Here is a 25859-nt window from a genome sequence, read left to right on the forward strand (position 1 = left end):
CAACGTCCTCAGGATGTCGGACCTGTTATTCTCGAAGGAGCACAGCGCGTTGGCGATGCGGCTCACCCTCATCGGCTGGCGCAGAAGCCCGAAAAGAAGCGCGTCGAGAGTGCCTTGAGACTGTCCAACGCGTAACCTCCCTCCTGGACGACAAGCGTCGGCAGGCCGAGTGATCCGATGATCCGACCCAGGCGTTCGAAGCCGCCTGCGCTGACCGCGACCCTAGCCTGGGGATCATGCTCGTAGATGTCGAAGCCGAGCGACAGGATGAGAACGTCCGGTGCATAGCGGTCCAAGGCGGAGCGGGCCAAGTCCAACTGTTCGAAGAACGCCCTTTCCGGGGATCCGGCCGGGATAGGCAGGTTCAGGTTGAAGCCGATCCCGTCGCCGGAACCGACTTCATGCGCATGCCCGGCCACCACGGGATAGAAATTTGTCGGATCACCGTGGATCGAGATGTAATATACGTCTTTGCGTTCGTAGAAAATTTCTTGGATGCCTTGCCCGTGATGCATATCCGTGTCGAGGACAGCAACCCGAGGATGACGACCGCTCATCCGTTCAGCCGCCACCGCGGCGTTGTTTATGTAACAGAAGCCACCTGCTGAAGCGCGGCGGGCATGATGTCCGGGCGGCCTGCACAGCGCATACGCTTCGCGGGACCCGGCCAGTATGGCGTCAGCCCCCGCGACCGCGCACTGCGCTGAGGCGTAGGCCGCGGCGTACGTCTCCGCTCCGATCGGCGCACTCCCATCGGCAATGTAGCATGCTGCCTTCGCCAGAATACCCACCGGATCATCTACGGGAACGAAGATGTTCGACATCACCTCTTCGCCCCAATCCTCACCCACGTCCATCCACTCCGCGTGCGCGGAGCGCAGGAACGACAGGTATTGGGCGTCATGCACGGCCTGGATCGGTGCCAAGCCCGCATCCCGCGCTTCCGTCATCAGGAAGCCCATGTCTCGCGCAGCCGCGAGGAGCATCGAGGCGCGTGCCGGCACCTCCTGGGGTGTCCTCATTCGCCCCCGGGAAAAGAGGGTGCGCGGGGTGTGCAGCATCTGATCCGGGTGAAAATAGGTTTTCATGGCCGATCCTCAGGCTGCTTGTGGAATAGCGCTTGGCCTGTTGCGCAGGGCCTGCAAGGTCAGAACCGAAGCCAGCGACAACGCGGAGATGGCACTGAAGAGGATCGCGAGAGGCATCCAGCTGCCGCTATAGCTCTGGGCCAGCATCGTCCCGATGATCGGCGTAAGGCCTCCGAACACGGCCCCGCTGACCTGATAGGCCATGGAGATGCCGGTATAGCGATAGCGTGTCGGGAAGCACGTGCTCACGTATCCCGCGATGACCGCGTAGAAGGCCCCGAGCCCGGCAACCGCGATGCCGATGCCCAACGTTACGCTGACTAGGTCGCCACGCTCGACGAGCATGAACATAGCATAGGGAGCGACAATGGAATACGCGGCTACGCAGACCAGGAACCGAAATACAGAGGTTCGGTCGGCGATATAGGCGGAAAGCGGCGTAATCGCGAACTGCATGACGGACACGATCAAAAGACAATCAATGATAGTTGCGCGTGTTATGCCCAGATACGTTGTGGCGTAAGAAATCATAAAAGTGTTTGTAAAGTAAAATCCGGCAATTCTTAGGACGTTGCTACAGATCGCAGCAACAAGGATCGTCTTCGAAGTCGAGAAGATCTCGCGAAGCGGAGCCTGTTCAACTTCCCGCGCGGCGAGACGCCGCTCGCGTTCCGCTACAAAGTCCGGTGATTCGTTCACGCCTACGCGGATCGCGAAGCCGATTGCCAGCAGCACCGCACTGAAGAGAAACGGCATTCGCCACCCCCAAGACAGCAGATCGCTCTCCGGGAGAAGGGTCACGAGCTTGAACATGAGCATGGAGAGGATCAGTCCAGCCGGGCTGCCGAGCTGGGCAAACGACGCCATGAACGTTCGGCGATCCTGTGTCGGAGCATGCTCGCCGGCCAATAGGACTGCGCCGCCCCATTCGCCACCGACCGCGATGCCTTGGACGAAACGGAGCGTCACGAGCAGCACCGGTGCCCAGGCTCCGGCGGTGGCGTGCGTGGGCAATAGACCGATCAGAACTGTAGAGAACCCCATGAGTACGAGGGTCAGGATCAACGACTTCTTGCGTCCGACGCGATCGCCCAGGTGGCCGAAGACCGCCCCGCCGAGCGGACGGGCCAGGAACCCTACGGCGAAGGTTCCGAAGGCTGCCAGGGTGCCATAGAAACTATCGATCTGCGGAAAGAACAACCGACCGAACAGGAGCGCGGCAGCGGTCCCGAAGATATAGAAATCATACCATTCGACCATCGTCCCGACGAACGCAGCGATAGACGATCTTAGTGGCTGATGCAAGTTTGTTGTCTTGTCAACCATGATTGCAGTTCCTCCCAGTCTTCGAACGCGTTTGTTTTATTAAGAAAAACCTCGTTTGCCCTCGCGAATTATGCGTTCAGCTCACACACTGATGCATAGATACTTGAGCTCGACGTACTCGTCCAAGCCGTACTTCGATCCTTCGCGGCCCTGACCCGACTGCTTTATCCCGCCGAAGGGCGCTACCTCCGTCGAGATCAGGCCAGTGTTTATTCCCACCATTCCATATTCTAAAGCCTCGGCAACCCGGAAGACCCGCGAAATATCTCGCGAATAGAAGTACGAGGCCAGTCCGAACTCGGTGTTGTTCGCCATTTCCACGAGTTGCTCTTCGGTCTTGAAGCGCATCAACGGCGCAACCGGACCAAAGGTCTCCTCCCGTGAGATCTTCATCCCAGGGGTGACTTCGGTCAGGATGGTCGGCTGGAAGAAGAGGCCGCCTCTGACGGCCGGCGCACCCCCAAGACGGATGGCCGCCCCTTTCGCGAGCGCGTCGCTGATATGATCCCGAACCTTGGCGAGAGCCTTGTCGGAGATGAGCGGGCCGGCATCGACGTCTCGCTCGAAGCCGTCGCCGACCTTCAGCCGGGCGACACGTGCCGCAAGCTTCTCCGCAAATTCGTCGTAGATGTCATCGTGCGCATAAATGCGATTGGCGCAAACGCAGGTTTGACCGTTGTTGCGATACTTGGATACGATCGCGCCCTCGACGGCGGCGTCCAGATCGGCATCGCTGAAAACGATGAACGGGGCGTTGCCCCCGAGTTCGAGGCCGAGCTTCATTGCCCGATCGGCGCCCTGCCGCATCAAGGCCTTGCCGACGCTCGTCGACCCAGTGAAGGTCAGCTTGCGGACCCTGTCGTCGTTGCAGAATATTCGTCCGATGGTTTCGGCATCCGTCGATGGCACCACCCCGAAAAGACCTGCCGGTACCCCCGCCCGCTCTGCGAGCAGAGCGAAGGAGAGGGCCGAAAGCGGGGTTTCCGCGGCCGGTTTGGATACGATCGCGCATCCTGCTGCGAGGGCCGGCGCGACCTTTCGGGCGAGCATCGCGTTCGGGAAGTTCCATGGCGTGATGGCCGCCACGACGCCCACCGGCTGCTTGATCACGAGGATCCGCTTGTCCGCTTGATGGCCGGGTATGGTATCCCCGTACAGGCGCTTGGCCTCTTCGCCGAACCACTCAACGTACGATGCGCCGTACAAGATCTCGCCACGCGCCGCGTTTACAGGCTTGCCCATTTCCGAGGTGAGGATGGCTGCTAGATCATCAACATTGGCCAAGAGCAAATCGTGAAATCTTCGGAGGATGACGGAACGCTCCTTCGCGGTCCGCCTAGCCCAAAGCTTCTGAGCGGCATGCGCCGCCGCAATGGCTCGCGTTGCCTCCTCACCCCCCATATCCGGCAGGGTCGCCACACGGTCGCCCGTGGACGGGTTCACGACCTCGAAGGTGCGGCCCGTGGCACTCGTCGCATGCCATTCAGCCCCTATCGGCGCGCTCGTGACCGCCAAGCTGGGATCCTTGAGGCGGGCAATCAGATCCGGCGAAATGGTCATGGCTCAGCCTTCGGCCGCGCAGTCGCGCACGCTTGCCCCGAGGATGTCGAGCGCCTCGGCGAACACCTCGTCTTGAATGGTTAGGGGCGCCAGGAACCTGATTACGTTACCGTAGACGCCGCAGGACAGCAGAATGAGTCCGCGGTCCAGAGCGCGCGAGCGTATCTTGGCCGTGAACTCGGGATCAGGCGTTCCGCTATCCGGCTTGTGGAATTCGACCGCGTTCATAAAGCCCGGCCCGCGGACCTCGGCGATCTGCGGAACGTCTTCCCGGAGGCTCTGCAGGTGCTGCTTCAAGCGGCTGCCCAGGGCGAACGCCCGATCGCACAACTGCTCGTCGGCGATGACGTCGAGGACCGCATGACCGGCCGCCACGCCGATTGGACTTCCGCCGTAGGTGCCACCCAACCCTCCGGTCGCCGGCGCGTCCATCAGGTCGGCCCGGCCCGTCACCGCGGCGATCGGGAAGCCGCCGCCGAGCCCCTTGGCCATGGTCGTCAGATCCGCGCGAACATCGTGATGCTCCATCGCGAACATCTTCCCGGTCCGCGCGAAACCCGTCTGAACCTCATCGGCGATCAGGAGGATGCCATGCCTGTCGGCCAATTCGCGCAAGGCCGTCATGAAATTCTTCGGCGCCTCGTGGAACCCGCCCTCGCCCTGCACCGGCTCGATCAGAAATGCGGCGACCCGACTTGGATCGACGTCCGCCTTGAAGAGTCTGTCCAGCATCTCCAACGCCAGTTGTACTGAAACGCCCTGGATCTCACTGGGAAACGGAACATGATACACATCGGGCATCATCGTCCCGAACCCGGCCTTGTAGGGATGAACCTTGCCGGTCAACGCCATTCCCATGAACGTCCGGCCATGAAAGCCGCCGCCAAACGCGATGACCGCAGTACGCTTGGTCGCAGCGCGCGCGATTTTAATCGCGTTCTCGACTGCCTCGGCCCCAGTAGTCACGAAGACAGTCTTGTTCTCCGCCGATCCCGGCACCAGCCCGTTCAAACGTTCAGCTAAACTGACGTAGCTCTCGTAAGGGATGACCTGATGACAGGTATGGGTGAAGCGCTCGATCTGCTGCGTGACTGCCTGGATGATACGCGGATGCCCATGGCCCGTGTTGACCACCGCAATGCCGGCGGCAAAATCGATGTAGCGCCTGCCCTCGACGTCCCAGATTTCGGAGTTGAGGGCGCGATCTACGTAGACCTGCGTTACTGTCCCTATACCACTTGATATTGCGCTGGCACGACGCGCAGACAGTTTATGGTTGTGCATCGCAAGCGTCCCCACGCAACAAAAGCTTTCGGAGCCGAGCCGATTCTCTCCCGGCGGCACCATCTCTACAGTTTTTCAGTAGAGTTGCAAAGTGGCGTTTGGCGGGCGATAACTCTGGCCGATCATGATTGACCAACAAGATCTCGTGACGGAACGACCGCTCAGAATCGCTGAGGCGGCTCGCATCATTGGTGTTTCGCCTTCCACATTAAGGATGTGGGAGCAGCAATCCTTGATCGAGCCTAGACGGACCTCGACCGGCCAACGCATCTACGATCAGGCGCTCATCAGCCAAGCTCGGACAATTCTGTCGATGCGCCACGAGAGAGGGTTGAATTTTCCTGCGATACGGGAGGAATTCCGTTCAACATACGGGTCGGACAGCGGCGCGGCCTCCGGACTTCCACCGACTGCAGGAATTGCTGCCGGCTCGATTGGAGCCAGGGTCAGGACGCTGCGGCGCAAAGTCGGCGCGACGCTGAAGGACATGGCCGACGCGACGGGTGTGGCTACGTCACTCCTCTCCACTTTCGAACGAACGTCGAAGGGCATCTCGGTCACCACGCTCCACGGCGTCGCCAAGTTTCTCGACACGACGGTCGCGCAGCTCAGCCACGAATCGACTGGCGACGAGGCGATTTCACTGGTCAGGAACAGACAGTGGAGAATGTGGCCAGAGACGTCCGACGGCATCACGATCGGTGTGCTGTCGGAAGGCGACCGACAAATGGAATGCCATCGGTTCGAGCTTGCGCCAGGAGCATCGAGCGAAGGTTCGTACAAGCATGCCGGCGAGGAATTTGTCCACGTCCTCGCCGGTCGATTTCAGATTACCCTCGACGGAGATCAAACCTACAGCCTTGATCCAGGCGACAGTATATATTTCGAGAGTAGCCGGCCCCATTCATGGCGCAACGACTTAGATGTCACGACCGTCGTGCTCTGGATCAACACTCCCGCAACTTTCTAGTTTCTTCGAACGAAAAACCTGGCGCTCTCGGCGATACCGCAGATCGAACGGGCATCGCGGAAGCAAGCTCGGTGGATCTTCGACAGACGCATAGCCGACCCGTTCAACCCGAGCCGCCTCATCACGACGTGGTCGCTGGGAAGCGGAGGCCATCGTTGACACCGCGACGACGGGCACAGGAGGGCGGATGCATCGGCGCTGTCAGTCTTCCGCATCCTGCGTCGGTCGCGGCGGCACACAGGTTGAGGGATTGGCACGGGCCGCGTCGAGCTTGGCACCGATGTCAGATGTGACGACGATGCTAGCGCTACGCGTTCGATCCCGCGGGGTGGGGGTACGTTTGACCATCATCCAGCGAGGGATGCCTTAGGGCCAAGCTCTTCACGGCGGCGGCCGGACGAGAAAGGCCGTCCGTCGCCCGATACAGCGACGTCAGGAATGCGTGAGAACGGCGGCCGAGCGCTACGGCATCAGCCCGAGCGCGGCCAGGCGAACCGCTGCTCGGTGGTGACGGAGGGGGCGAACGGCTGGTGGCACGCGGCCATCGCGAAGATCGCGTCTGGCTTCCTGCTCGTCGTCACCGTGCACCGCATGGATGCCGCCCCAGCCTGATCGCGCAGGCCGACGCCGCCGGCGTCACGCTGTTGGCTACCGCCGTGCCGCGGCCCGAGGAGGCCAGCGCCCCCGAGTGGATGACGGTGTTCCCGCGGCTCGGCCGCGTCGAGACCAGCGACGGGCGCGCCTTCGAGCTCTCCGTCGAGACCCTGATGGCGGGCTTGGCGGCAGACGGGATCGTGAGCCCGGTCGACGTGAACCAGGCCGCCGACGCGGCCGGCCTGTCAGCGGGCCCGCCCCGGCGATCGACCGCGGCTTGGCCCTGTGTGAGCAGGCGGGCGTCCTGCAGCTGACGGTCGGCTGGCTCGCGGAGGGCCGGACGCTGCTGTCGGCGCGCAGCACCACTCCGCCTCCCCGTGCTGCCTCAAGGCCCGGAACCGAGCGGCGCGCCTTGAGACGCCCGCCCTCGTGACCTCGCCCGCGTTGGCCGGGCCCGCAGCTCCAGTGCGCCGCATCATTCCGAAATGAGGTCTCAAGAGGGAGACTATTGTCACGGATCGCCGATGCCGCGGGGCGGATCGGTCCTAGATCCCGTTTAAACAGGCGAACCGAAACGCCGAAGCGCCCGCGATTCCACCGGAGGTCGGGCGAGCCAGACGGGAGGACACGATGGAACGCACGCACGATCTCGATCCGGTCGAGACGCAGGAGTGGCTCGATTCGCTCGACGGTGTCCTGGAGGTCGAGGGGCCCGACCGGGCGCACTACCTGATCAACCAGGTGATCGAGGAGGCGCGCAAGCGCGGCGCGCCGGTGCCGTTCTCGGCGAACACCGCCTACCTGAACACCGTCCCGGTGGACAAGCAGGACCCGCACCCGGGCGACCGGCAGATCGAGCACCGCATCCGGTCGGCGATCCGCTGGAACGCCATCGCGATCATCCTGCGGGCCAACAGGGACTCGTCCGAGCTCGGCGGCCACATCGCGAGCTTCCAGTCCTCCGCGACGCTCTACGACACCGGCTTCATGCACTTCTGGAAGGGCGACCAGGACGGGCGCGGCGGCGACCTGATCTACGTCCAGGGCCACTCGGCCCCCGGCGTCTACGCCCGCGCCTTCCTGGAGGGACGGCTCACCGAGGAGCAGCTGCTCGGCTTCCGGCAGGAGGTCGGCGGCAAGGGCCTGTCCTCCTACCCCCATCCCTGGCTGATGCCGGACTTCTGGCAGTTCCCCACGGTCTCGATGGGCCTCGGGCCGCTGATGGCGATCTATCAGGCGCGCTACCTGCGCTACCTGCATCACCGGGGCCACGCCAACACAGACGGCCGCAAAGTTTGGGCCTTCATGGGCGACGGCGAGATGGACGAGCCGGAATCCCTCGGCGCCATCTCGATGGCCGCCCGGGAGAAGCTCGACAACCTGATCTTCGTGATCAACTGCAACCTGCAGCGCCTCGACGGCCCGGTGCGCGGCAACGGCAAGATCGTCCAGGAGCTGGAGGCGGACTTCCGCGGTGCCGGCTGGAACGTCATCAAGTGCCTCTGGGGCACCGGCTGGGACGCCCTGCTCGCGCGCGACACCACCGGCATGCTCATCCGCCTCATGGAGGAGTGCGTCGACGGCGAGTACCAGGACTTCAAGTCGAAGAACGGCGCCTACATCCGCGAGCACTTCTTCGGGAAGTACCCCGAGACCGCGGCGCTCGTGGCGGACTGGTCCGACGAGGACATCTTCCGCCTCACCCGCGGCGGCCACGACCCCTCGAAGGTCTACGCAGCCTACTCGGCGGCGGTGAAGCACAAGGGGCAGCCGACGCTGATCCTCGCCAAGACCGTCAAGGGCTACGGCATGGGTGAGGCGGGCGAGGCCCAGAACATCACCCACCAGCAGAAGAAGATGGGCGAGGCGGTTCTGCGCCAGTTCCGCGACCGCTTCGGCATCGAGCTCTCCGACGAGCAGGTGAAGGAGATCCCGTTCATCCGCTTCCCCGAGGGCAGCCCAGAGCACCGCTACCTGATGGCCCGGCGCCAGGCGCTCGGCGGCTCGCTGCCGGCCCGGCGGCGCAAGTCGGAGGCCCTCACGGTGCCCCCGCTCTCGGCCTTCGGCGCGCAGCTGAAGGAGACCGCGGGGCGCGAGATCTCCACCACCATGGCCTTCGTGCGCATCTTGAACACGCTCCTGCGCGACAAGAACCTCGGCTCGCGCATCGTGCCGATCGTGCCCGACGAGAGCCGCACCTTCGGCATGGAGGGCATGTTCCGCCAGTTCGGCATCTTCAGCCAGGTCGGCCAGCTCTACCGGCCGGAGGATGCCAACCAGCTGATGTACTACAAGGAGGACGAGAAGGGTCAGATGCTCCAGGAGGGCATCAACGAGCCCGGCGCGATGTCGTCCTGGATCGCGGCGGCGACCTCCTACTCACACTCGAACGCGCCGACGATCCCGTTCTACATCTACTACTCGATGTTCGGCTTCCAGCGCACGGGCGACCTCGCCTGGGCGGCGGGCGACATGCGCGCCCGCGGCTTCCTGATCGGCGGCACGGCCGGGCGCACGACGCTCAACGGCGAGGGCCTCCAGCACGAGGACGGGCACAGCCACATCCTGTCGTCCACGATCCCGAACTGCGTCTCCTACGATCCGACCTTCTCCTACGAGGTGGCGGTGATCGTGCAGGACGGCCTGCGCCGGATGTATGCCGAGCAGGAGGACGTGTTCTACTACCTGACGGTGATGAACGAGAACTACGAGCACCCCGGCATGCCCGAGGGTGCCGAGGCGGGCATCATCAAGGGCATGTACCTGTTCCGCGAGGGCAAGGGGAAGGCCGGCGCCCCCCGGGTGCAGCTCCTCGGCAGCGGCACCATCCTGCGGGAGGTGATCGCGGGCGCAGAGATGCTGGAGGCGGAGCACGGCATCGCCGCCGACATCTGGAGCTGCCCGAGCTTCACGGAGCTGCGCCGCGAGGCCATGGCGACCGAGCGCTGGAACCTGCTGCATCCGGGGGAGCAGAAGCGCACCTCCTACGTCGAGACCTGCCTTGCGGGTCGCGGCGGCCCGGTCATCGCGGCGACCGACTACATGCGCCTGTTCGCCGACCAGATCCGGACCTGGGTGCCGGGCCGCTACCGCGTCCTCGGCACCGACGGATTCGGGCGCTCGGACTACCGGCGGCGACTGCGCGACTTCTTCGAGGTCGACCGTCACTGGGTCGTGCTCGCGGCGCTGCACAGCCTCGCGGAGGACGGGGCGGTGCCGATGACCAAGGTCTCGGACGCCATCGCCCGGTACGGCATCGACCCCGACAGGGCCGCGCCCTGGACGCTGTGACGCCACGCCCGCCGTCGGCCGCCCCGGGGCGGCCGGCGGGCTCACCGAGCCAAGACACCATCACGACGGCAGGGCCCGCCAGCGGCCCGTGACAAACGCAAGGGAGGTCCCCCATGGGCATCGAGGTCAAGGTCCCCGACATCGGCGATTTCACGGATATTCCGATCATCGAGGTCTTCGTGAAGGAAGGCGACACGATCGGGCCGGAGGACCCGCTCCTGTCCCTCGAATCCGACAAGGCGACGATGGACGTGCCGTCGCCGAGCGCGGGCGTCGTCGAGAAGCTGCTGATCAAGATCGGCGACCGGGTCAGCGAGGGCTCGCCGATCCTGGTCCTGAAGGGCGAGAGCGACGCGCGGACCGGCGACGCGGCGGCGCCCGCCGACGCCGTGGCGGTCGCCGCCAAGCAGGAGCCGGAGCCCGCAGCGACGACGACGACGGCGGCCGCGCCGCCGAAGGCCGCACCCACGGCGCCGGCCGCGAACCTTCCCGACTTCTCGAACGTGCATGCGAGCCCGGCCGTGCGCCGCATCGCCCGCGAGCTCGGCGTCGATCTCAATGCGGTCAAGGGCACCGGCGACAAGGGCCGCATCACCAAGGAGGACGTGAGGGGTCACCTCACCCGTTCGGCGGCACCCGCCGCGGCGGCCGGGGGGGCCGTGATGGCGTCCGGCGGCATGGGCATCCCGGAGATCCCGGCAGTCGACTTCTCGAAGTTCGGCCCCGTCGAGAACCGGCCGCTGCCGCGGATCAAGAAGATCTCCGGCCCGCACCTGCACCGGGCCTGGCTCAACGTTCCCCTCGTCACGCACACCGACGAGGCGGACATCACCGAGACCGACCAGTACCGCAAGGAGCTCGACGCGGCGGGCAAGGAGAAGGGCTACCGCGTCACGCTCCTCGCCTTCCTGATCAAGGCGGCGGTGTCGGCCCTGCGCGCCCACCCCGAGTTCAACGCCTCGCTCTCACCCGAGAAGGACGCCCTGATCCTCAAGAAGTATTACAACGTCGGCGTCGCGGTGGACACGCCGGACGGGCTCGTCGTGCCCGTCATCAAGGACGCCGACCGGAAGGGCCTCGTCGAGATCAGCCAGGATCTCGGCTCGGTCTCCAAGAAGGCCCGCGACGGCAAGCTGAGCGGCGCCGACATGCAGGGCTCGACCTTCACGATCTCGTCGCTCGGGGGCATCGGCGGCACGCACTTCACGCCGCTCGTGAACGCCCCGGAGGTGGCGATCCTCGGGGTCGTGCGCTCGCGGATGGCGCCGGTCTGGAACGGCACCGAGTTCAAGCCCCGGATGATGCTGCCGCTCTGCGTCTCCTACGACCACCGCGTCATCGACGGCGCGCTCGCCGCGCGCTTCACCCGGCATCTCGCCCACACCCTGGAGGACGTCCGCCGCCTCGTCGTCTGACGCGGCGGGCCGTCCGATCCGAGGGGCCGGCAGGCCAGGGACCAGCAGGAGCGAAGCGATGAGCAACGACGTCAAACTGCCCGATATCGGCGACTTCAAGGATGTGCCGGTGATCGAGGTGAGCGTCAGCGCGGGCGACCAGATCTCGGTCGACGACGTGCTGATCGTGCTCGAATCCGACAAGGCCACGATGGACATCCCCTCGCCGGTCGCCGGCAAGGTCGGCGAGGTGAAGGTGAAGGTCGGCGACAGGGTCACGCAGGGCGACCTGCTCCTCGTCATGGAGGCGGCTGCCGAGACCGGCAACCCGAAGCCCTCGACCACGGACAAGGTCGGCAAGGCGGTGCAGGCGGCCCCAGGGCTCAGCAACGGCGCGCACAAGCCGGGCGAGGGCCAGGCCGGTTACGGCTCGTCCGCGGCCGGGGCGACCCTAGACGGCTCGCCGACCAAGGCAGCCCCGCAAGCCTCGGCCCCGGTCTCCGGCGAGGACATGCGCGCCGAGGTGCTGGTGCTCGGCGCGGGTCCTGGCGGTTACACGGCCGCCTTCCGGGCGGCCGACCTCGGCAAGAAGGTCGTGCTCATCGAGCGCTGGCCCCAGCTCGGCGGCGTCTGCCTCAACGTCGGCTGCATCCCCTCGAAGGCGCTGCTGCACGCCGCCAAGGTGATCGACGAGACCCACGCCATGGCGGCCCACGGCATCAGCTTCACGGCACCGCAGATCGACATCGACAAGCTGCGCGACTGGAAGGACGGGGTGGTCAAGCGTCTGACCGGAGGCCTGGGCGGCCTCGCCAAGCAGCGCAAGGTCACGGTGGTGACCGGCGTCGCGGCGTTCGTGAGCCCGAACCAGGTGGCGGTGGAGCACGAGGGCAAGCGGCAGGTGATCGGCTTCGAGCAGGCGATCATCGCCGCGGGCTCCGAGCCGGTCCGAATGCCGTTCATCCCGCACGACGATCCGCGGGTGATCGATTCCACCGGCGCCCTCGAGCTCGACGGGGTGCCCAAGCGCCTGCTCGTCATCGGCGGCGGCATCATCGGCCTCGAGATGGCGACCGTGTATCACGCCCTCGGGTCGAAGGTGACGATCGTGGAGCTGATGGATCAGATCATCCCGGGCGCCGATAAGGACATCGTCACGCCGCTCGCCAAGCGCATCGGCAAGCAGTACGAGGCGATCCACCTCAAGACCAAGGTGACGAACGTCGAGGCGACGACCGAGGGGCTGAAGGTCACCTTCGAAGGCGGCTCGGCACCCGCCACCGACACGTTCGACAAGATCCTCGTGGCGGTGGGCCGGCGGCCGAACGGCAAGCTGATCGGCGCCGACAAGGCCGGCGTCATCGTCGACGAACGCGGCTTCGTCCCGGTGGACAAGCAGATGCGCACCAACGTGCCGCACATCTTCGCCATCGGCGACGTGGTGGGTCAGCCGATGCTCGCCCACAAGGCGGTGCACGAGGGCAAGGTCGCGGCCGAGACCGCATCGGGCAAGAACAGCTTTTTCGACGCGAAGGTGATCCCGTCTGTGGCCTACACCGATCCGGAGGTGGCCTGGGTCGGACTCACCGAGAACGAGGCCAAGGGCAAGGGCATCAAGGTCGGCAAGGGGGTCTTTCCCTGGGCAGCCTCGGGGCGTTCGCTGTCGCTCGGCCGCGACGAGGGCCTGACCAAGGTGCTGTTCGACGAGGCCACCGACCGCATCGTCGGCTGCGGCATCGTCGGTCCCTCGGCCGGCGACCTGATCGCTGAGGCCGCGCTCGCCATCGAGATGGGGGCCGACGCCGAGGATATCGGCCTCACCATCCACCCGCACCCGACCCTGTCGGAGACGGTCGGCATGGCGGCCGAAGCCTTCGAGGGCACGATCACCGATCTCTACATGCCCAAGAAGCCGCATCGCGCGCCGACCTGAGGAAAGACCCGCCGCGGGCGTAAGCACCGCGGCGGGCCTGACACGCGCCCGCAGCTGTCGGGGGTGAAGCTGAGCCCGCTTGAGGCAGACGCATCACCGCCGGTTGGCAATCCCTGGTTGATGGAAAAATCCGGTGCGGGCCGGCCTGCCGGAGGCCGGGCGCGCGGCGTGGATCAGCCGCCGCCGCCCGTGCCGCTGCCGCTTGCGCTGCCCTGCGGGACGGCGCGCGCGGGTTGGCCGGCATTGCCGCCGGCGGCCGAGTCGGTCGTGGCGGTCTCGGCGCCCGTGGCGCCGGGGGCGATCACGATGTTGCGGTCGTTACCGGTGGTGTTGGGTTCGCGCTGGATGACGGTGCCCGTCGCGGCGGGGCCGCGTCCGGGCGGCAGGCCCTGGGCAAGGGCCGAGCCGGCCGTGAGCAGCGCCAGGGCGGCGCCTGCGGTCAGAATCTTCATGGGGGAGTTCCTTGCCGGCCAAATCCGGCTGGGTTTGGTGGAAACCCCTTCCATTCGAAGATGTTCGCTGGCTTCGGGGAAAAACCTGTGCGGTCTGTGGAAGCAGGCGCCGGGGCCGGCCCAGCCGAAACGGCGCCCGGCGCAACCGGAACGCCGCGCGGATCATCCTTCCGCGCCATCCCGCATCACGAGCACCACGGGAACGTGTCGTCCTTCCCGAAATGCGCCCCGTCGCGGCCCCCGCAGGGTCAGAAGAACGCCTGCAACCCCGTCTGGGCGCGCCCGAGGATGAGGGCGTGGACGTCGTGGGTGCCCTCGTAGGTGTTCACCGTCTCGAGGTTCTGGGCGTGGCGCATCACATGGTACTCGCCCATGATGCCGTTGCCGCCGTGCATGTCCCGGGCTGTCCGGGCGATGTCCAGCGCCTTGCCGCAATTGTTGCGCTTGACCAGGCTGATCATCTCCGGCGCCATCCGGCCGGCTTCGAGGAGCCGTCCGACGCGCAGGGACGCCTGCAGGCCGAGGGCGATCTCGGTCTGCATGTCGGCGAGCTTCTTCTGGACGAGCTGCGTCTGGGCCAGGGGCCGCCCGAACTGCGTGCGGTCGAGGGTGTAGGCCCGCGCCCGGTGCCAGCAATCCTCGGCCGCGCCCATCGCGCCCCAGGAGATGCCGTAGCGCGCCCGGTTGAGGCAGCCGAACGGACCCTTCAGCCCCGAGACGTTCGGCAGGAGGGCGTCCTCGGGCACCTCCACATCCTCCATGACGATCTCGCCGGTCACCGAGGCGCGCAGGGAGAGCTTGCCCTCGATCTTCGGGGCCGACAGGCCCTTCATGCCCTTCTCCAGCACGAAGCCGCGGATCGCGCCGTCGTGGGCCGCCGATTTCGCCCAGACCACGAAGACGTCGGCGATCGGCGCGTTCGAGATCCAGGTCTTGGCGCCGCTGAGTCGGTAGCCGCCGTCGATCGGCACGGCCTTGGTCTTCATGCCGGCCGGGTCGGAGCCGGCATCCGGCTCGGTCAGGCCGAAGCAGCCGATCCACTCGCCCGACGCGAGCTTCGGCAGGAACTTCCGGCGCTGCGCCTCGGACCCGTAGGCGTGGATCGGGTACATCACGAGGGAGGATTGCACGCTCATCATCGAGCGGTAGCCCGAATCGATGCGCTCGACCTCCCGGGCCACGAGGCCGTAGGCGACGTAGGACGCGCCCGCGCAGCCGTACTCCTCGGGCAGCGTCACGCCGAGGAGGCCGAGCTCGCCCATGGCCCGGAACAGCTCGGGGTGGGTGCGCTCCTGGGCGTAGGCCTCGACGACGCCGGGCAGGAGGCGCTCGCGGGCGAAGGCCTGCGCGGTGTCGCGGATCGCCCGCTCGTCCTCGCTGAGCTGATCGTCCAGCAGGAAGGGGTCGTCCCAGGCGAAGGACGCCGAGGCGGGGGCGGTCGGCGCGGCCGAGCCGGGCGGGCGCTGCGGAGCGTTCATGGTCGGATCCTCCGGGTTCGGAATCTGCGCGGTCTCGCTCACGGGTACGGCCTCAGGCCGCGTCCGGCAGGCCGCCGGCGGCGCTCACGCGACGCAGATGGTAGGGCGTGTCGCCGAGCATGTGCTCGATGGCGGTGAGGCGCCGGAACTGGTGGGCGCCGAGGTATTCGAGGGTCATGCCGATGCCGCCGTGCAGCTGCACCGCCTCCTGGCCCACGTAGCGGGCGGAGCGGTTGATCTGCACCTTCGCGGCCGAGACCGCCGGCCCGCGCTCCGCCGGATCCGCGCTCTCCGCCATCATGGTGGCGTAGAGGGCCATCGAGCGGGCCTGCTCCAGGGCCATCAGCATGTCGACGGCCCGGTGCTGCAGCACCTGGAACGCGCCGATGGCGGTGCCGAACTGCCGGCGGGTCTTCAGGTAGTCGAGGGTGAGCCCGTGGAGCGCATCCATCAGCCCGACCGCCTCGGAGGCCAGCGCCGCGATACCCGCATCGAGCACCCGCTCGATCACCGGCAGCGCCGCGTCGGCCGGCCCGAGCACCGCATCGGCGGGCACGGCGATGTTGGCGAGCACGACGTCCGCGGCCCGGCCGCCGTCGTGGGTGGGGTAGGCGCGCACGCTCACCCCGGGGGCATCCGCCGGCACCAGGAAAAGGCTGATGCCCTCGCGCTCCCGCCGGCTGCCGCCCGTGCGGGCGCTGACCACCAGGGTCTGCGCGGCGTCGGCGTTGAGGACGACGCACTTCTCCCCGTCGAGCCGGTAGCCGCCGCCCTCGCGGCGGGCGGTCGCGGCGACGTCCGCGCGGTCGTAGCGGGCCTGCCGTTCGCCGTGCGCGAAGGCGAGGCGATGGCGGCCCTCCGCGATGGCCGGGACGAGCTCGGCGCGCTGCGCGGCGCTACCGGCCAGCCGCAGGGCGCCGCCGCCCAGCACGATGGCGCCGAGGTAGGGCTCCGGCGCGAGGTGGCGGCCGAGCGCCTCGGCCGCCACCATGGTCTCGACCGCGCCGCCGCCGAAGCCACCGTCCTCCTCCGCGAAGGGCAGGCCGAGGAGGCCGAGCTCGGCGAGCTGCGCCCAGGCGTCCGGATCGAATCCGAGGGGCTGCCGGCGGGCGGCCTCCACCCGCTCCAGGGCGCCGTAGCGGTCGGCGGCCCAGCGGCTCACGCTGTCCTTCAGGAGGCTCTGCTCCTCGGAGAGGTCGAAATCCATCGCGTGTTCTCCTCAGAGCCCCAGGATCGCCTTGGCGATGACGTTGCGCTGGATCTCGTTCGAGCCGCCGTAGATCGTGACCTTGCGGGCGTTGAGGTAGGCCGGCGCCGCGAAAGACTCCCAGCTCAGGGCCTCGGGGTCGTTCGGCAGCGCGTTCTGGGGGGCCGGCAGCCCGAGGGGGCCGGCGAGTTCGAGCAGGAGCTCGGTCGCGGCCTGCTGCAGCTCCGAGCCCTTGATCTTGAGGATCGAGGAGGCCGGGTCCGGCGTGTTGGCGTCGCGCCGCGCCTGCGCGGCCACCACCCGCATCTGGGTGATCTCCAGGGCCTTCACCTCGATCTCGAGGCTCGCCACACGGCCGCGGAACTCGGCATCGTCCCACATGCTGCCGTCTCCGGCCGGCGCTTCCCGCGCGAGGCGCTTGACCCGGGCGATGCGCTCCTTGGTGAGGCCGATGCGGGCGATGCCGGTGCGCTCGTTGGCGAGCAGGAACTTGGCGTAGTCCCAGCCCCGGTTCTCCTCGCCGACGAGGTTCTCGACGGGCACGCGCACCGCGTCGAAGAACACCTCGTTCACCTCGTGGCGCCCGTCGATCGTCACGATCGGCCGCAGGGTGATGCCCGGGCTGCGCATGTCGATGAGCAGGAACGAGATGCCGGCCTGCTTCTTGGCCGCCGGGTCGGTGCGGACGAGGCAGAAGATCCAGTCCGCGTATTGTCCGAGCGTCGTCCAGGTCTTCTGTCCGTCCACGACGTAGTGGTCGCCGTGCCGGACGGCCTTCGTCTTCAGCGAGGCGAGGTCCGAGCCCGCGCCGGGCTCGGAGAAGCCCTGGCACCACCAGTCGTCGAGGTTGGCGATGCGCGGCAGGAAGCGCCGCTTCTGCGCCTCGCTGCCGAAGGCGGCGATCACCGGGCCGACCATGAAGCAGTTGAACTGCAGCGGCAGCGGCACCGCCGCCTGCATCAGCTCCTCCATGAAGATGTAGCGGTGGATCGGGTCCCAGTCCTGCCCGCCCCATTCGCGCGGCCAGTGCGGCACCGCCCAGCCGCGGGCGTTGAGGATGCGCTGCGAGGTCACGATGTCGGCGCGCGCGAGCGAGCGGCCCTCGGAGACCTTCTGGCGGATCTCCGCCGGGATCTCGCTGCGGAAGAAGCTCCGCACCTCGGCGCGGAAGGCCGTCTCCTCGGGCGTGAAACGCAGGTCCATGCTAACCCCCGATCTCGAACAGGCCGGCGCAGCCCTGGCCGCCGGCAACGCACATCGTGACGACGGCGTATCGCACGCCCCGCCGGCGGCCCTCCAGCAGGGCATGGCCCACGAGGCGCGCGCCCGACATGCCGAACGGATGGCCGACGCTGATGGCGCCGCCGTTGACGTTCACGATCGCGGGGTCGATCCCGAGGCGATCGCGGCAGTAGACGGACTGCGAGGCGAAGGCCTCGTTCAGCTCCCAGAGGCCGATGTCGGCGACCGTGAGCCCATTGCGTTCGAGGAGCCGCGGCACCGCGAAGACCGGGCCGATGCCCATCTCCTCCGGCTCGCAGCCGGCCGCCGCGAAGCCCCGGAAGGTCCCGAGCGGCGACAGCCCGCGTCGCGCGGCCTCCGCGGCCGACATCACGACGCAGGCCGAGGCGCCGTCCGAGAGCTGGCTGGCATTGCCGGCGGTGATGTAGGCGTCCGGCCCCCGCACGGGCTTCAGGGCCGCGAGCGCGTCGAGCGTGGTCTCCGGGCGGTTGCCCTCGTCCTTCGCCAAGCGCGTCTCGACCGTGCGGGTCTCGCCGCTCGCCTTGTCGGTCACCGCCTGCATGGCCGTGATCGGGACGATCTCCGCGTCGAACAGGCCGGCCGCCTGCGCGGCGGCGGTGCGGCGCTGGCTCTCCAGGGCGAACCGGTCCTGCGCCTCGCGGCTGACGCCGTAGCGCTCCGCCACGATGTCGGCGGTCTCGATCATCGGCATGTAGATCGCGGGCTTGTGGGCCAGCAGCCAGTCGTTCTGCGTCAGCTCCCGCCGCACCTGCGGCTGGACGAGGGAGATCGACTCGACGCCGCCCGCGACGGCCACCGGCACCCCGTCGAGGATGACGCGCCGGGCCGCTGCGGCGATCGCCTCAAGGCCGGAGGCGCAGAAGCGGCTCACCGTGGCGCCGGAGGCCTGCACCGGGATGCCGGCGACGAGGCTCGCGTGCCGGGCCACGTTGCCGCCCGTGGCGGCCTCCGGATAGCCGCAGCCGAGCACCACCTCCTCGACCTCCGCCGGCTCGATGCCGGCCCGGTCCACCGCGTGGCGGATCGCATGCGCGGCGAGGTCCGCGCCGCGGGTCAGGTTCAGCGCTCCGCGGTGCGCGCGGCCGATCGGGGTGCGGGCGGTGGCGACGATCACGGCTTCGGTCATCGGGCGCTCTCGGAACGGACGGAGGTCGGGAATCGGAGTCTCATCGGGCAGCGAGGTCGGCGAAGCGGCCGTCCTCGCCGGCGAGGCGGGCGAGCAGCGGCGCAGGCCTCAGCGTCGCGTCGCCCGTCGCCTCTGCGAAGGCTTCGAGCTCGCCCGCCACGTGGGCGAGGCCGAGCCCGTCCGCCCAGTGCATCGGGCCGCCGCGCCAGGCCGGCCAGTTGTAGCCGTTGATCCAGATCGTATCGACGTCGCCGGGTCGGGCCGCGATCCCCTCTTCGAGGATGCGCGCACCCTCGTTGACCATCGGCAGCATGAGGCGGGCGACGATTTCGTCGGAGCTGAAGCTGCGCCGGGCGATGCCGCGACGCTCGGCCTCCCGGGCGATCAGGGCCTCCACCTCCGGGTCGCGGGTGCCGGTGCGGGCACCCTCCGGGTACAGGTAGAATCCGCGGCCGCTCTTCTGGCCGAAGCGGCCCTGCTCGCACAGGGCGTCTGCCACGGGCGCCGAGCCGCCGGTCGCCTTGCGGGTGCGCCATCCGATGTCGAGCCCGGCGAGGTCCGACATCGCGAACGGGCCCATGCGGAACCCGAACGCCGTCACGGCAGAGTCGATCTCGTGGGGCAGCGCGCCCTCCAGCAGAAGCCGCTCGGCGGCCGCGCTGCGGCGCGCGAGCATGCGGTTGCCGACGAAGCCGAAGCAGACGCCCACCGTCACGGGCAGCTTTCCCAGCCGCCGGGCGAGGTCGTTCGCGGTGGCGAGGGCGTCCGGCGCCGTTGCCTCGCCGCGCACCACCTCGACGAGGCGCATCACGTTCGCGGGGCTGAAGAAGTGCAGGCCGAGCACGTCCTGCGGGCGGGTCGTCGCCGCGGCGATCCGGTTCACGTCGAGGTAGGAGGTGTTGGTGGCGAGGATCGCGCCGGGCTTCGCGATCCGGTCGAGGTCGCGGAAGATCGCCGTCTTGACGTCCATCTCCTCGAACACCGCCTCCACCACGATGTCGGCCGCGCCGGCATTCTCCAGACCGACCACGCCCGCGATGCGGCCGAGGCGCTCGTCCATGGCGCTCTGCGTGAGCGAGCCGCGCTTGACGGAGGCCGCATAGGTCGCGCGCATCCGGTCGAGCCCGCGGTCGAGCGCCGCCGCCTCGGTCTCGATCACCGTGACCGGGATGCCCGCATTGGCGAAGCACAGCGCGATGCCGCCGCCCATCGTGCCGGCCCCGATGACGGCCGCCGTACGAATTGTGCGGCGGGGCGTGTCCTTGGCGAGCCCGGGGACCCGCGCCGTCTCCCGCTCCGCGAAGAACGCGTAACGCAGCGCCCGGGAGCGTGGATCGTCCACGAGGGCGAGGAATCGCGCGCGCTCGACCGCGAGCGCCTCCGCGAACGGCCGCTCGAAGCCCGCCCGGACGGAATCGATCAGGGCCGCGACGTTCGGCATGCCGCCGGCCCGCTTCAGCGCCTCGGCCGCCCGCGCCTCGAAGGCTGAGCGGTCCGCCGCATCCATGCGGTCGGCGCGGTCCCGCGCGCGGGGCAGCGCGCCGGCCTCGGCGAGGCGCAGCGCCAGGACCCGCGCGGCACCCACCACGTCGTCGGGCTCCAGGACGTCCGCGATGCCGAGGCGCAGGGCCGCCTCCGCATCCACGGGGTCGCCGTCGAGCATCATCGGGAAGGCCGTGTCGGCACCGATGAGCCGGGGCAGTCGCTGCGTGCCGCCCGCGCCGGGAATCAGGCCGAGGCGGATCTCCGGCAGGCCGAGCTTCGCCGCGGGTCCGACGACGCGGCCGTGGCAGGCCAGCGCGAGCTCCAGCCCGCCCCCGAGGGCAGCGCCGTGGATCGCCGCCACAACAGGCTTCGGGCTCGCGTCGAGGCGTTCGAGCAGGTCCGGGAGGATCGGCGACCGCGGCGGCTTCCCGAATTCCGAGATGTCCGCGCCGCCGACGAAGACGCGGCCCGCGGCGGCGATCACGAGGGCGCGGACCGTCGTATCCCCGAGGGCGCCCGCGACGGCGCCGTCGAGCGCCTCGCGCAGATCTCCGCCGAGCGCGTTCACCGGCGGGTTGTCGATGGTGAGGACGGCGATGCCGTCGCTGATCTCGTGCCGAACCACGCGAGCGCTGACTCCCATAAATTCTGCAATGCAGAATTGTGTTCTGATTTCTGACTGCGGTTTCACCAAAAATGCCGATCTCGTCAACATCCAGTAGGAACAATCCTGCCCAAATGACAAATTCATTCTGCTGTGCAGCATCGCGTTCTGCAACAAATTGACAGGCTGCGGGGCTGCATGCGATCAGGCGCCGCCCCGGAAGCGGCCTCGCGCCGTCAAATCCGATGCGGACGACAAGATCCGCGGGGGCCGAGAATCATGTGGTCGCGCCGGCCGACGGATGCCGGGTGCGCGGGAGGAGAATCCATGCTTCGCAGAGCCGTCGCGGTTGCGTCGTTGGCGCTGGTCAGCCTGTGCGGGAGTGCCCTCGGCCCGGCCCGGGCCGACGAGATCCTGGTCGGCGCCCACATGCCGCTCACCGGCTCGCTGGCGCGCTCGGGCCAAGCCTTCGACGAGGGCATGCGGGTGGCCGTGCAGATGTTCAACGAGCGCTCGCCGAAGCACCGCATCCGCCTGCAAGTGATCGATGACGAGAGCGCGCCCGCCAAGGCGGTGTCGGCGGTGGAGAAGCTCGTCTCCGACGGCGCCGTAGCGGTGATCGGCGGCTACGGTTCGAACATCATCGGGCCGGCTTCCGACGCCTCGAACAAGCTCAACACGGTCTACATTACCGCCGGGGCCGTGAGCGACGAGCTGACCGCGCGGGGCCTGAAGACCTTCTTCCGCATCAACAACAATGCCGGCTACCAGCGCGGCATGGGCACGCTGCTGGACACCCTTAAGCCGGCCTCTGTGTCGATCCTCGCCTCCACCAAGGAGGCCCCGATGCTGCTCGCCAAGGGCCTGCAGAAGGACCTCTCGGCCAAGGGCGTGAAGGTCACGGTGCACGAGTTCGACCCCGCGATTACCGACTTCAAGCCGATCATCAACAAGGTGAAGCTTCAGGACCGCTCCGACATCCTCGTGATGTCGGCCTACGAGAACGACTACGTCGGCATCATCCGGGCCGCCAAAGTGCTGAAGCCGCCGGTCAAGCTCGTCGTCGGTGCCTGGTCGCTCGCCACCCCGAAGATGTACCAGGAATTCCCCGACCTGATGAACAACGTGGTCGGAACCTCCTTCCTGCCCTTCCCGGTGGAGATGAAGGACGAGGAGGGCAAGCGCTTCGCCGAGGCCTACCGCAAGACCTACGGCAAGGATGTCGAGTACCTCTCGACCCTGAGCTTCGTCGAGACCACGATCCTCGCCGAGGCCATCGCCCGCGCGGCCGAGGCCGGCACGCTGAAGAGCGGTGGCCTTCCCGAGGCGATGCGCGCGACGCAGCGCGAGACGCTGCTCGGGCCCGTGCAGTTCGACGCCACCGGCGACAACCCGCGCTTCTCCGTGGCGATGGGCCAGCACCGGTCGGGCCGGATCGTCCTCGTCTCCCCGGCCTCGGCCGCGACGGGCGAGATCGTGTTCCCCGCGCTGCCCTGGTGACGCACGTGCTGGATCTCGTCCTGCAGGCGCTGTTCTCCGGGCTCCTCGTCGGCAGCGTCTACGCCCTCGTCGCGCTCGGCCTCGCCCTCTCCTTCGGCGCGATGCGCATCATCAACCTCGCCCACGGCGAGCTGGTGCTGCTCGCGGCCTACGCCGCCTACGTGGTCGAGGCCCGTGCCGGTCTCGACCCCTACCTGGCGATCCCCCTGGCGCTGGCCGTGGTGCTTCCGGTCTGCGCGGCCCTGTACCTGATGATCGACCGCCTATGGGACCACCGGGAGCTGAACTCGCTGATCCTGACCTTCGGGGTCGGCATCATCCTCACCAACGCGACGCTCCTCGCCTTCGCGAGCGACGTCCGCACCACCAACTCGCCGCGGCTGCAGGACGCGACCTCGATCGGCAGCGTCTACGCGATGAACGGCGAACTCGTCGCCTTCGCGCTCAGCCTCGTCCTGATGGTCGCCCTGTGGTGGTGGCTGAGGCGGAGCTGGTACGGCCGGGCGGTGCGGGCCGTCTCCTCCAACCGCTCGGCGGCGATGCTGATGGGCATCAGCCCCCGCCGCACCGAGATCGTCGCCTTCCTGGTCTCGGGGGCACTGGCGGCCTGCGCGGGCGTTGCCCTCTACACGATGAGCGTCGTGCAGCCGGCGCTGGGCCACGCGCTGACCGTGAAGGCCTTCATCGTCACCGTTCTGGCAGGCGTCGGCTCGATTCCCGGCGTGTTCCTCGCCGCGATCCTCCTCGGGATCACCGAGGCGCTCACCGTCACCCTGGCGAGCTCGGCCCTGCAGGAGCTCGCCGGGATGGTGCTGTTCCTCCTCGTCCTCTTCCTCCTGCCGAACGGCCTGTTCGGCGCCCGCGCCCGGCGCGGCTGAGGAGCGCGCCATGAGATCCGCAGACTCTTCGACCGCCCTCCCCGTGAAGGCCGCTACCGCCGGGCGGCTGCCCCGCGGTGCCGTCCTCGGCGCCGGCCTCTTCGCCCTGGCGCTGCTGCCGGTGCTCCTCGGGGCCAGCAACTACCTCCTCGGCCTGCTCATCTCCGCGCTGATCCTCGCGGGCGTGTCGCTCGCCTGGGCGCTGCTCGGCAACCTCGGCGGCATGGTGTCCTTCGGGCACGCCGCGTTCTTCGGGGTAGGCGCCTACGCCTCGGCCCTGCTGTCGGCGCGCCTCGGCCTGCCGGTGCTGCTCAGCGTGCCGCTGGCCGGGCTCTGCGCTGCGCTCGCCTCCCTGGCGATGCTGCCGGCGCTGCGCCTCTCCGGCGCCTACTTCGCCCTCGCGATCCTGGCCTACGCGCAGATCTTCCGGATCCTCGCCACCGAGGCCAGCTGGCTCACCGGCGGCGGCGCCGGCCTGCAGCGCTACCCGGGCCTTCCGACCGTCCTCGGCGTCGATCTCGGCGGGCGCACCGGGAGCTACCTCCTCCTCGTCGCCGTCGTCGCGCTCTGCGCCCTCGCCTACGTCGCGGTGCGCCGCAGCCATGTCGGCCTCGCGCTCCGGGCGATCGCCGAGAGCGAGGACGCGACCCGGGTGGTCGGCGTCAACAGCGTCCTCCTGAAGTCGCTGATGCTGCTGCTCTCGGCCTTCATGACCGGGCTGTTCGGGGCGCTCAACGCCCACATCATCGGCTTCCTCGAGCCCGACTACGCGTTCTCCGGCCTCTGGAGCCTGATGCCGATCATTGCCGCGATCTTCGGCGGCTACCGCACCGTCCTCGGACCGATCGGCGGAGCGGTGGTGATCTACCTGTTCGATCAGGTCGTCGCGAAGGGGCTGATCGCGGTGGGCCACCAGATCATCCTCGGCGTGGTGCTCGTCGTCATGGTACTCGCCGCGCCGAACGGCCTGCTCGGCCTCGTCCGCTCCAGGGAGGCGCGCGATGCTGGCGCTTGAGGCCGTCACCGTCCGCTTCGGCGGGCTCGTCGCGTTGCGCGACGTCTCCTTCACGGTGGAGAAGGGGGAGATCCTCGGTCTCGTCGGCCCCAACGGCGCGGGCAAGACCACGCTGTTCAACGGCATCTCGGGGCTCACGCGGCTGCGGGGGCGCGTGCTGTTCGAGGGGCGCGACGTCACGCGCCTCCCCCTGCACCGGCGGGCGCGCCTCGGCATCGGCCGCACCTTCCAGATCCCGCAGCCGATGAAGCACCTGAGCGTGCGCGAGAACCTCGCCGTCGCACAGGTCTTCGGCGCCGGCCGGCACGACCCGGAGCGGATCGAGGAGATCCTGGAGGTGATGGACCTCTCGGCGCAGGGCGATCGCCCCGCCGAGGGCGCCCTGGCCCTGCAGGAGCTGAAGCGGCTGGAGATCGCCAAGGCGCTCGCCACCGAGCCGAAGCTCCTCCTCCTCGATGAGGTGCTGGCGGGGCTGGAGAGCCAGGCGAAGCGCCAGTTCGGCGCCAAGCTCAAGGAGCTGCACGCCCGGTTCGGGCTGACCATCGTGATCGTGGAACACGACATCGAGACGATCTCGGGCCTCTGCTCCCGGGCCGTCGTCCTCAACTTCGGCGAGGTCATCGCCGACGGCACGCCCGCCGCGGTGTTCCGCGATCCGCGGGTCGTCGAGAGCTACACGGGGACCGTCCATGCTTGAGACGCGAAACCTGCGGGCCGGCTACGGCCACATCACCGTCCTGTGGGACCTCTCGCTGCAGTTCCGCGAGGGCGCGCTCACCGCCATCGTCGGCCCGAACGGGGCGGGCAAGACCACGCTCCTGCGCGCGCTGACCGGCCTCGTGCCGCACGGCGGCGAGATCCGCCTCGGCGGCGAGCGCCTGGCCGGCCGCACCTGGGACCTCGCCGCCCGCGGCCTCGTGATGGTGCCGGAAGGCCGCCTCGTGTTCCGCGACATGAGCGTCGAGGAGAATCTCTGCCTCGGCGCCTATCCGAAGCGCTGCCGCGGCAACCTCTCGGCGGGGCTCGACCGCGTCTACGGCCTGTTCCCGCGGCTGCGCGAGCGGCGCGGGCAGGCGGCCGGGTCCCTCTCGGGGGGCGAGGCGCAGATGCTCGCGATGGGCCGGGGCCTGATGTCGGAGCCCCGGATCCTCCTCATCGACGAGCCGTCCCTCGGCCTCGCGCCGGTGATCGTCAGCGAGGTGTTCGACATCATCGCGCGCCTCAAGGAGGCCGGGACCACGATCCTGCTCGTCGAGCAGAACACCCGGGTCGCCCTCGCGGTGGCGGACGACGTGCATCTCCTGCGCGGCGGGCAGGTGCGCCTCAGCGCGCCGGCGGCCGGCGTCGACCTCGACCACCTCCACGATCTCTACTTCGCGCGGGAGGCGCTGAGCGCGTGAGCCGTCTGCCC

General features: G+C 68.3%; 21 protein-coding genes. 11 read left to right on the forward strand and 10 right to left on the reverse strand.

The window, feature by feature from the left end:
* Positions 1 to 68 precede the first annotated feature (68 nt).
* The 4 genes from ACLBXP_RS05250 to ACLBXP_RS05265 all read right to left on the reverse strand — a co-directional run bounded on the left by ACLBXP_RS05250 (position 69) and on the right by ACLBXP_RS05265 (position 5258).
* Positions 69 to 1088 carry a histone deacetylase family protein gene (locus ACLBXP_RS05250; protein ID WP_447666511.1) on the reverse strand — a complete coding sequence of 340 codons (1020 nt, stop codon included), beginning with the start codon at positions 1086 to 1088 and terminating at the stop codon, positions 69 to 71.
* Between the two features lie 9 nt (positions 1089 to 1097).
* A complete protein-coding gene (locus ACLBXP_RS05255; protein ID WP_447666513.1) occupies positions 1098 to 2414 on the reverse strand; it encodes an MFS transporter in 1317 nt (438 codons plus the stop codon).
* A gap of 81 nt (positions 2415 to 2495) precedes the next feature.
* Positions 2496 to 3974 carry an NAD-dependent succinate-semialdehyde dehydrogenase gene (locus tag ACLBXP_RS05260; protein WP_447666515.1) on the reverse strand — a complete coding sequence of 493 codons (1479 nt, stop codon included), beginning with the start codon at positions 3972 to 3974 and terminating at the stop codon, positions 2496 to 2498.
* A 3-nt stretch (positions 3975 to 3977) separates the two neighbouring features.
* On the reverse strand, positions 3978 to 5258 hold the full coding sequence (locus tag ACLBXP_RS05265) for a 4-aminobutyrate--2-oxoglutarate transaminase (RefSeq protein WP_447666516.1): 1281 nt from the start codon (positions 5256 to 5258) through the stop codon (positions 3978 to 3980).
* Between the two features lie 124 nt (positions 5259 to 5382).
* Between ACLBXP_RS05265 and ACLBXP_RS05270 the strand changes: the two genes are divergently transcribed.
* From ACLBXP_RS05270 to lpdA, 6 genes are all read left to right on the forward strand, one after another.
* Entirely contained in the window at positions 5383 to 6228 is an 846-nt protein-coding gene (locus ACLBXP_RS05270; RefSeq protein WP_447666517.1) for a MerR family transcriptional regulator, read from the forward strand.
* Positions 6229 to 6666: 438 nt separating this feature from the next.
* Positions 6667 to 6840 carry a hypothetical protein gene (locus ACLBXP_RS05275; protein WP_447666518.1) on the forward strand — a complete coding sequence of 58 codons (174 nt, stop codon included), beginning with the start codon at positions 6667 to 6669 and terminating at the stop codon, positions 6838 to 6840.
* Between the two features lie 32 nt (positions 6841 to 6872).
* A complete protein-coding gene (locus tag ACLBXP_RS05280; RefSeq protein WP_447666519.1) occupies positions 6873 to 7136 on the forward strand; it encodes a hypothetical protein in 264 nt (87 codons plus the stop codon).
* Positions 7137 to 7452: 316 nt separating this feature from the next.
* Positions 7453 to 10113, forward strand: coding sequence for a pyruvate dehydrogenase (acetyl-transferring), homodimeric type (aceE, locus tag ACLBXP_RS05285; RefSeq protein WP_447666520.1), 2661 nt, complete (start codon positions 7453 to 7455; stop codon positions 10111 to 10113).
* Between the two features lie 113 nt (positions 10114 to 10226).
* A complete protein-coding gene (gene aceF / locus ACLBXP_RS05290; RefSeq protein WP_447666522.1) occupies positions 10227 to 11528 on the forward strand; it encodes a dihydrolipoyllysine-residue acetyltransferase in 1302 nt (433 codons plus the stop codon).
* 58 nt (positions 11529 to 11586) lie between these two features.
* A complete protein-coding gene (gene lpdA, locus ACLBXP_RS05295) occupies positions 11587 to 13440 on the forward strand; it encodes a dihydrolipoyl dehydrogenase (protein ID WP_447666523.1) in 1854 nt (617 codons plus the stop codon).
* Between the two features lie 173 nt (positions 13441 to 13613).
* Here lpdA and ACLBXP_RS05300 read toward each other — a convergent pair whose 3' ends face one another.
* The 6 genes from ACLBXP_RS05300 to ACLBXP_RS05325 all read right to left on the reverse strand — a co-directional run bounded on the left by ACLBXP_RS05300 (position 13614) and on the right by ACLBXP_RS05325 (position 21094).
* A complete protein-coding gene (locus ACLBXP_RS05300) occupies positions 13614 to 13892 on the reverse strand; it encodes a hypothetical protein (protein WP_447666524.1) in 279 nt (92 codons plus the stop codon).
* A 248-nt stretch (positions 13893 to 14140) separates the two neighbouring features.
* A complete protein-coding gene (locus ACLBXP_RS05305; protein ID WP_447666728.1) occupies positions 14141 to 15370 on the reverse strand; it encodes an acyl-CoA dehydrogenase in 1230 nt (409 codons plus the stop codon).
* Between the two features lie 52 nt (positions 15371 to 15422).
* Positions 15423 to 16577 (reverse strand): acyl-CoA dehydrogenase family protein, encoded by a 1155-nt coding sequence (locus ACLBXP_RS05310; protein WP_447666525.1) that lies wholly within the window; start codon positions 16575 to 16577, stop codon positions 15423 to 15425.
* 12 nt (positions 16578 to 16589) lie between these two features.
* Positions 16590 to 17780: an acyl-CoA dehydrogenase family protein gene (locus tag ACLBXP_RS05315; protein WP_447666526.1), complete on the reverse strand. Its 1191-nt coding sequence runs from the start codon at positions 17778 to 17780 to the stop codon at positions 16590 to 16592.
* 1 nt (position 17781) lies between these two features.
* Positions 17782 to 18966: an acetyl-CoA C-acyltransferase gene (locus tag ACLBXP_RS05320; RefSeq protein WP_447666528.1), complete on the reverse strand. Its 1185-nt coding sequence runs from the start codon at positions 18964 to 18966 to the stop codon at positions 17782 to 17784.
* Positions 18967 to 19006: 40 nt separating this feature from the next.
* Positions 19007 to 21094 carry a 3-hydroxyacyl-CoA dehydrogenase NAD-binding domain-containing protein gene (locus ACLBXP_RS05325; RefSeq protein WP_447666529.1) on the reverse strand — a complete coding sequence of 696 codons (2088 nt, stop codon included), beginning with the start codon at positions 21092 to 21094 and terminating at the stop codon, positions 19007 to 19009.
* A gap of 288 nt (positions 21095 to 21382) precedes the next feature.
* On the opposite strand from ACLBXP_RS05325, the gene ACLBXP_RS05330 reads away from it, so the two are divergent.
* The 5 genes from ACLBXP_RS05330 to ACLBXP_RS05350 are packed head-to-tail and all read left to right on the forward strand — an operon-like array spanning position 21383 to position 25848.
* Positions 21383 to 22555: an ABC transporter substrate-binding protein gene (locus tag ACLBXP_RS05330; protein ID WP_447666530.1), complete on the forward strand. Its 1173-nt coding sequence runs from the start codon at positions 21383 to 21385 to the stop codon at positions 22553 to 22555.
* Positions 22556 to 22560: 5 nt separating this feature from the next.
* On the forward strand, positions 22561 to 23433 hold the full coding sequence (locus tag ACLBXP_RS05335; RefSeq protein ID WP_447666531.1) for a branched-chain amino acid ABC transporter permease: 873 nt from the start codon (positions 22561 to 22563) through the stop codon (positions 23431 to 23433).
* 10 nt (positions 23434 to 23443) lie between these two features.
* A complete protein-coding gene (locus ACLBXP_RS05340; protein WP_447666533.1) occupies positions 23444 to 24448 on the forward strand; it encodes a branched-chain amino acid ABC transporter permease in 1005 nt (334 codons plus the stop codon).
* The gene (locus ACLBXP_RS05345) at positions 24435 to 25145 is read left to right on the forward strand and encodes an ABC transporter ATP-binding protein (RefSeq protein WP_447666534.1); all 711 of its coding nucleotides are present in this window, start codon (positions 24435 to 24437) and stop codon (positions 25143 to 25145) included. The genes ACLBXP_RS05340 and ACLBXP_RS05345 overlap by 14 nt, the downstream gene beginning before the upstream one ends.
* Entirely contained in the window at positions 25138 to 25848 is a 711-nt protein-coding gene (locus tag ACLBXP_RS05350) for an ABC transporter ATP-binding protein (protein WP_447666536.1), read from the forward strand. Before ACLBXP_RS05345 ends, ACLBXP_RS05350 begins: the two co-directional genes overlap by 8 nt.
* Positions 25849 to 25859: the final 11 nt, after the last annotated feature.

This window comes from Methylobacterium sp. A54F (genome assembly GCF_053346035.1).

What these genes read in the sequence shown, in the direction of transcription:
- ACLBXP_RS05270 (WP_447666517.1), top strand. Translation starts at nt 5,383, where the DNA reads ATGATTGACCAACAAGATCTCGTGACGGAACGACCGCTCAGAATCGCT.
- ACLBXP_RS05250 (WP_447666511.1), bottom strand. Translation starts at nt 1,088, where the DNA reads ATGAAAACCTATTTTCACCCGGATCAGATGCTGCACACCCCGCGCACC.
- ACLBXP_RS05340 (WP_447666533.1), top strand. Translation starts at nt 23,444, where the DNA reads ATGAGATCCGCAGACTCTTCGACCGCCCTCCCCGTGAAGGCCGCTACC.
- ACLBXP_RS05265 (WP_447666516.1), bottom strand. Translation starts at nt 5,258, where the DNA reads ATGCACAACCATAAACTGTCTGCGCGTCGTGCCAGCGCAATATCAAGT.
- aceE (WP_447666520.1), top strand. Translation starts at nt 7,453, where the DNA reads ATGGAACGCACGCACGATCTCGATCCGGTCGAGACGCAGGAGTGGCTC.
- ACLBXP_RS05345 (WP_447666534.1), top strand. Translation starts at nt 24,435, where the DNA reads ATGCTGGCGCTTGAGGCCGTCACCGTCCGCTTCGGCGGGCTCGTCGCG.
- ACLBXP_RS05305 (WP_447666728.1), bottom strand. Translation starts at nt 15,370, where the DNA reads ATGAACGCTCCGCAGCGCCCGCCCGGCTCGGCCGCGCCGACCGCCCCC.
- lpdA (WP_447666523.1), top strand. Translation starts at nt 11,587, where the DNA reads ATGAGCAACGACGTCAAACTGCCCGATATCGGCGACTTCAAGGATGTG.
- ACLBXP_RS05330 (WP_447666530.1), top strand. Translation starts at nt 21,383, where the DNA reads ATGCTTCGCAGAGCCGTCGCGGTTGCGTCGTTGGCGCTGGTCAGCCTG.
- aceF (WP_447666522.1), top strand. Translation starts at nt 10,227, where the DNA reads ATGGGCATCGAGGTCAAGGTCCCCGACATCGGCGATTTCACGGATATT.
- ACLBXP_RS05275 (WP_447666518.1), top strand. Translation starts at nt 6,667, where the DNA reads ATGCGTGAGAACGGCGGCCGAGCGCTACGGCATCAGCCCGAGCGCGGC.
- ACLBXP_RS05315 (WP_447666526.1), bottom strand. Translation starts at nt 17,780, where the DNA reads ATGGACCTGCGTTTCACGCCCGAGGAGACGGCCTTCCGCGCCGAGGTG.
- ACLBXP_RS05325 (WP_447666529.1), bottom strand. Translation starts at nt 21,094, where the DNA reads ATGGGAGTCAGCGCTCGCGTGGTTCGGCACGAGATCAGCGACGGCATC.
- ACLBXP_RS05350 (WP_447666536.1), top strand. Translation starts at nt 25,138, where the DNA reads ATGCTTGAGACGCGAAACCTGCGGGCCGGCTACGGCCACATCACCGTC.
- ACLBXP_RS05300 (WP_447666524.1), bottom strand. Translation starts at nt 13,892, where the DNA reads ATGAAGATTCTGACCGCAGGCGCCGCCCTGGCGCTGCTCACGGCCGGC.
- ACLBXP_RS05320 (WP_447666528.1), bottom strand. Translation starts at nt 18,966, where the DNA reads ATGACCGAAGCCGTGATCGTCGCCACCGCCCGCACCCCGATCGGCCGC.
- ACLBXP_RS05260 (WP_447666515.1), bottom strand. Translation starts at nt 3,974, where the DNA reads ATGACCATTTCGCCGGATCTGATTGCCCGCCTCAAGGATCCCAGCTTG.
- ACLBXP_RS05310 (WP_447666525.1), bottom strand. Translation starts at nt 16,577, where the DNA reads ATGGATTTCGACCTCTCCGAGGAGCAGAGCCTCCTGAAGGACAGCGTG.
- ACLBXP_RS05255 (WP_447666513.1), bottom strand. Translation starts at nt 2,414, where the DNA reads ATGGTTGACAAGACAACAAACTTGCATCAGCCACTAAGATCGTCTATC.